Origin of the sequence: Pseudopedobacter sp., from assembly GCF_040392825.1 — a bacterium.
GTDB lineage: Bacteria > Bacteroidota > Bacteroidia > Sphingobacteriales > Sphingobacteriaceae > Pseudopedobacter.
Genome location: NZ_JBEBVH010000308.1, coordinates 1 through 4,306, shown reverse-complemented (window position 1 = coordinate 4,306; position 4,306 = coordinate 1). Strand labels below are relative to the sequence as shown.

Below are 4,306 nucleotides of genomic sequence, written 5' to 3'. Positions count from 1 at the left end.
ATAAATATAGCGCCTAAGCAAGCTGTTTTCCAGCCACCTAAAGTCCATAAGAATATACCAAATGCAGACCCGCTTGCTGTTCCAATAAAGCTCGTGGTCATAAAAACAGTATTCAATCTATTTCTGGCCGCTGTACTTAAAGCGTAAATTCTTGTCTGATTGCTTACATGTACAGATTGCTGACCAATTTCTAGAACGATTATTCCTATTATGAAAGCCATTAATATGCTTCCGAAAAAATAAAAGATCAACATACTGAAAATTAATATCAGTATTCCATATCCTACCACAGCTCGGGAATTTGATTTATCCGATAGTCTGCCCACAATAGGAGCTAACATCGCTCCGGTGGCCCCAACAAGACCAAACAAGCCTATTTTTTCACTAGTATAATGATAAGCATCCGATCCGAGATATAATACCATAGTTGTCCAAAATATACCGAACGTGGCGAATACAACGAAGTTGATTAGAGAAGCTTCTCTTAAAACGGCATATTTGTAAGTAATTTCTTTTAAAGACCTTAAGAGATCACAATAAGTTCCGGTATAACTAACTTCGCTTTTAGGAAATCGAAAACTTATTATTATAGTTAATGTGGCGCAAATAAAACTGGCAGTCCAAAACATAAATCTCCAACCAAAATACTCACCAACAAAGCCGCTTAATGTTCTGGATAATAAAATTCCGATTAATAAGCCGCTCATTACAATACCAACCAGTTTTCCGCGTTCTTCTGGTTTTGACAATGCAGCCACCATAGGAAGAATGAGTTGTGGTGTAATCGAGCTAAATCCTATACCAAAGCTAGCAATTTGGAGTAACCAGAATTCCTTACTTATGGCTGCTAAAATTAAAAATATACAGGATGCACAGGTTACCAGAATAATCTGCTTCTTCCTTTCATATTTATCTCCCAGAGGGACTAAAAACAACAAACCCATGGCATAGCCAAATTGAGTAAGATAAATTGTTTGTCCTGCTACGCTTTCTTCTATATTAAATTCTTCGGCAATAAGATGAATTAAAGGTTGACAGTAATATAAATTAGCAACAATTAACCCGGTTGCCAATGCCATAATCGAAATATCCGATTTTCTTAAAGTATTAGTTGACATAAAGTATTGATGCTGAAAAATAATTTAGAAATCTAAATCTGTAAAATTTTTCTTTTTTCGAACGAAATAGTCCCAAACTATGGATTTCGGGTATAAGCCAATTGAATTAGGTAGTTTGGAAATGTCTTTATTGTAGGCTATTTTCCTTTTTAAAAAAGCCATGCAGATTGCCCTATGAGCTTTGGAAATTGCAGCAGCATTTCCAAATTGTCGCTTTGAAGCAAATCTCAGAAGCGCAAGAAAATCCAAGCAAAATCTGAAAGGAATTAAAAAACAGCTTACAGACGGTTTTAAATTCTTTTTTAATAGAAATCCGTTATTTCTGAAATTCAGGTATGTTTTATATGGACTTTCTGTATTAAGCGTACCGCCGCCTACGTGATATACTTCAGAATAACCGCAGTACATTACTTTGAATCCTAAATTTTTAGCTCTCCAGCAGATATCTATTTCTTCCATATGAGCAAAAAACGCTGAGTCTAATCCGTTCAGGCGCTTCCATACCGACGATTTAATAAATAAAGCGCATCCACTTGCCCAGAATATTTCTTTAATATCATTGTATTGACCTTCGTCTTTTTCCAGACTATCAAAAATTCTGCCTCTGCATAAAGGATATCCATATTTATCAATAAATCCACCAGCAGCACCAGCATACTCAAAATGTGTTCTCTGGTAAAAAGATTTTATTTTAGGCTGGGCGATTGCTATCTGCGAATCGGATTCCATCATTTCTATTACCGGATTAATCCAGTAAGGAGGCACTTCCACATCCGAGTTCAGTAACACATAATAGTCGGCAGTAACCTGTTTTAATATTTCGTTATAACCACCGGCATAACCTAAGTTCTCCTGGTTTTCTATAACTTTTACTAATGGAAAATACGTTTTTATAAATGCTACAGAATCATCTGTAGATGCATTGTCGCCAACAACTATTTCTAAATTTTCGTATTGACTGTTATATACCGTAGGTAAGAATTCTGCCAAATGTTTCTTTCCATTCCAATTTAATATTACGACTGAAACTTTAGGTATACTCATTTAATATCTCCCGGCTTAATTTTCCACCTTTTATGGGACCATAACCAATACTCAGGTGTTTGGTTAAGTCTTTTTTCTAGTAAACGAATATAGGCATTTGTAATCTCTAAATCTGCAGTTTCTCTTGGATTATCAGTGATTTTAATAAATTCGGCCTCATAATGTCCTCTTTTAGGAACCCGGATATCACAATAGATTACAGGATAATTTGTAGATTTTGCAATTTTTTCGATTCCCGTAAAAAATGGTGTTTCCTGATTCATAAACTTTAACCATGCGTAAGAACCATTACCTGTAGGCCTTTGGTCGCCTGCAAAAACTGCAAAAATCAGTTTATTTTTGTATTCTATTATTTTCCTGAAAGTCTGAGTCATTTCTACCATTTCGGCACCAGACTTCTCTCTGATTCGCTTATACGTCTGATCGAAAGCTTTATTTTGCAACTGTTTATAAACTATTAATGGCTTGGCTTTGGTAACCATAGAGGTGGTTATAGCACTCCATTCCCAATTCCCATAATGTCCTACTGCCATTAAAAAACTCTGATTCTTATCTTCAAACTCTCTAAAAATTTCTTCGTTTACAAAGCGAAATCTCTTTTTGATATATTCAGGAGAGGCAGACAATAACTTTATCACTTCAAAAATCAAGTCAGCTAAATACTTAAAAAATCGCTTTTCAATTTGTTTAATCTCTTCTAAGTCCTTGTCTGGAAAAGCATTTCTAAGATTCTCGAAAACTGCATTTCTTCTATATTTAACAATATAAAATACGATATAGTAGGCAAGACTAGAAAATATATACAGAACCCTTAAAGGCAACAGAGAAATAAGATATAAAAAAAATGCAGCTGCATTAGAAAGCCACTTAATTATCATTATTTTCGCTTATTTAATGCAAACATATAAAAATTGAGATGGAAAACAGTGTAATATTTCCTTTGTTTTATCTTCCACCAATTGAATTTTACAAACAATTGATTGATAATAAGGATATAAACATAATCTTAGAAAAACACGAGCACTTCCCTAAACAAACATATAGGAACAGGGCTAGTATTTATGGTCCCAATGGTAAACTGAATCTTATTGTGCCTGTTGTTAAAGGTGCTAAAGTTCATACCCCGGTTAAAGATGTTAAAATAAGCTACGATGAAGATTGGCAGAGACTGCATTGGTTAAGTATGCAAACCTCTTATAGGAGTTCTGCATATTTCGAATTCTACGAAGATGACTATGCCCCGTTTTACGAGAAAAAGTATACTTTTCTATATGATTATAATTTAGAACTTTTCGAAATGCTGAAAAAGCAACTGAAACTAAAAGTTGATTACACTTTCAGTGAATTGTACGAAAAAGTATATGGTCTGGATTTTAGGGAAAATATACATCCTAAAAAAGAAAGCACTTATCTACCCGTACAGTATTATCAGGTTTTTGAAGATAAATATAATTTTATGCCTAATTTAAGCATTGTAGATTTGTTATTTAATCAGGGACCACAAGCGTTAAAGTATATATAGTATGAAGAAGACAAATATTCCCAGATATAAAACTCCCCGTAAGCGTAAAAAAAGAATTCCGGGAGAAAGTCCGGGAATATTTGTTGTCTCAGAAACAGCACTCTCTTCGAAAATACATGTTTATGTATATGACAGCGAAAATATTGTTACTAAAGAATTTTCGGACATACATAATGCCTATTCATTTATTACTCAAAATCCAGGTAAATTTTACTGGATAGATATACAGGGATTGGGGACACAGGATGTTCTTAATTCTGTAAAAGAAAAATTCGGGATTAATGCGTTGGTAATGGAAGACATGGTGAATACGCACCAACGGCCAAAGTTCGAAGAATTTGACGACTATATTTTTGTTGTTACGAGAGTTTTAGATCTGGATGAAAACCTCAGTCTTAAAAATGAGCAGCTTTCGATGATCCTAAACCAGAATACATTAGTTACTTTTCAGGAAGACTACGAAGACATCTTAAACCCTGTACGAAATCGTTTGATAAACAGAAAACAGACCAGTATACGTAATCTGGGGCCGTCTTATCTGCTTTATGCAATTATGGATATTGCTACAGATCAAAACTTTAACTTGATTAACAGATTAGGAGATGAGCTGGAAATGGTTGAA

Annotated in this window: 5 protein-coding genes; 2 read left to right on the top strand and 3 right to left on the bottom strand. The window is 34.3% G+C overall.

Annotated elements, in window-relative coordinates; genetic code table 11:
• The 3 genes from ABWO41_RS15970 to ABWO41_RS15960 all read right to left on the bottom strand — a co-directional run.
• The coding region (locus ABWO41_RS15970) for an MFS transporter (protein WP_353140181.1) at positions 1–1,118 on the bottom strand (1,118 nt) is incomplete at its 3' end.
• A gap of 24 nt (positions 1,119–1,142) precedes the next feature.
• Positions 1,143–2,162 (bottom strand): glycosyltransferase family 2 protein, encoded by a 1,020-nt coding sequence (locus ABWO41_RS15965; RefSeq protein ID WP_353140179.1) that lies wholly within the window; start codon positions 2,160–2,162, stop codon positions 1,143–1,145.
• Positions 2,159–3,040 (bottom strand): lysophospholipid acyltransferase family protein, encoded by an 882-nt coding sequence (locus tag ABWO41_RS15960; protein WP_353140177.1) that lies wholly within the window; start codon positions 3,038–3,040, stop codon positions 2,159–2,161. The genes ABWO41_RS15965 and ABWO41_RS15960 overlap by 4 nt, the downstream gene beginning before the upstream one ends.
• A 38-nt stretch (positions 3,041–3,078) precedes the next feature.
• Here ABWO41_RS15960 and ABWO41_RS15955 point away from each other — a divergent pair, with 38 nt between their 5' ends.
• Both ABWO41_RS15955 and ABWO41_RS15950 read left to right on the top strand, forming a co-directional pair.
• Positions 3,079–3,684, top strand: a complete 606-nt coding sequence (locus tag ABWO41_RS15955) for a WbqC family protein (protein WP_353140175.1) — start codon at positions 3,079–3,081, stop codon at positions 3,682–3,684.
• A 1-nt stretch (position 3,685) separates the two neighbouring features.
• Positions 3,686–4,306, top strand: a 621-nt coding sequence (locus ABWO41_RS15950) for a CorA family divalent cation transporter (protein ID WP_353140173.1), incomplete at its 3' end; no start/stop codon positions are given.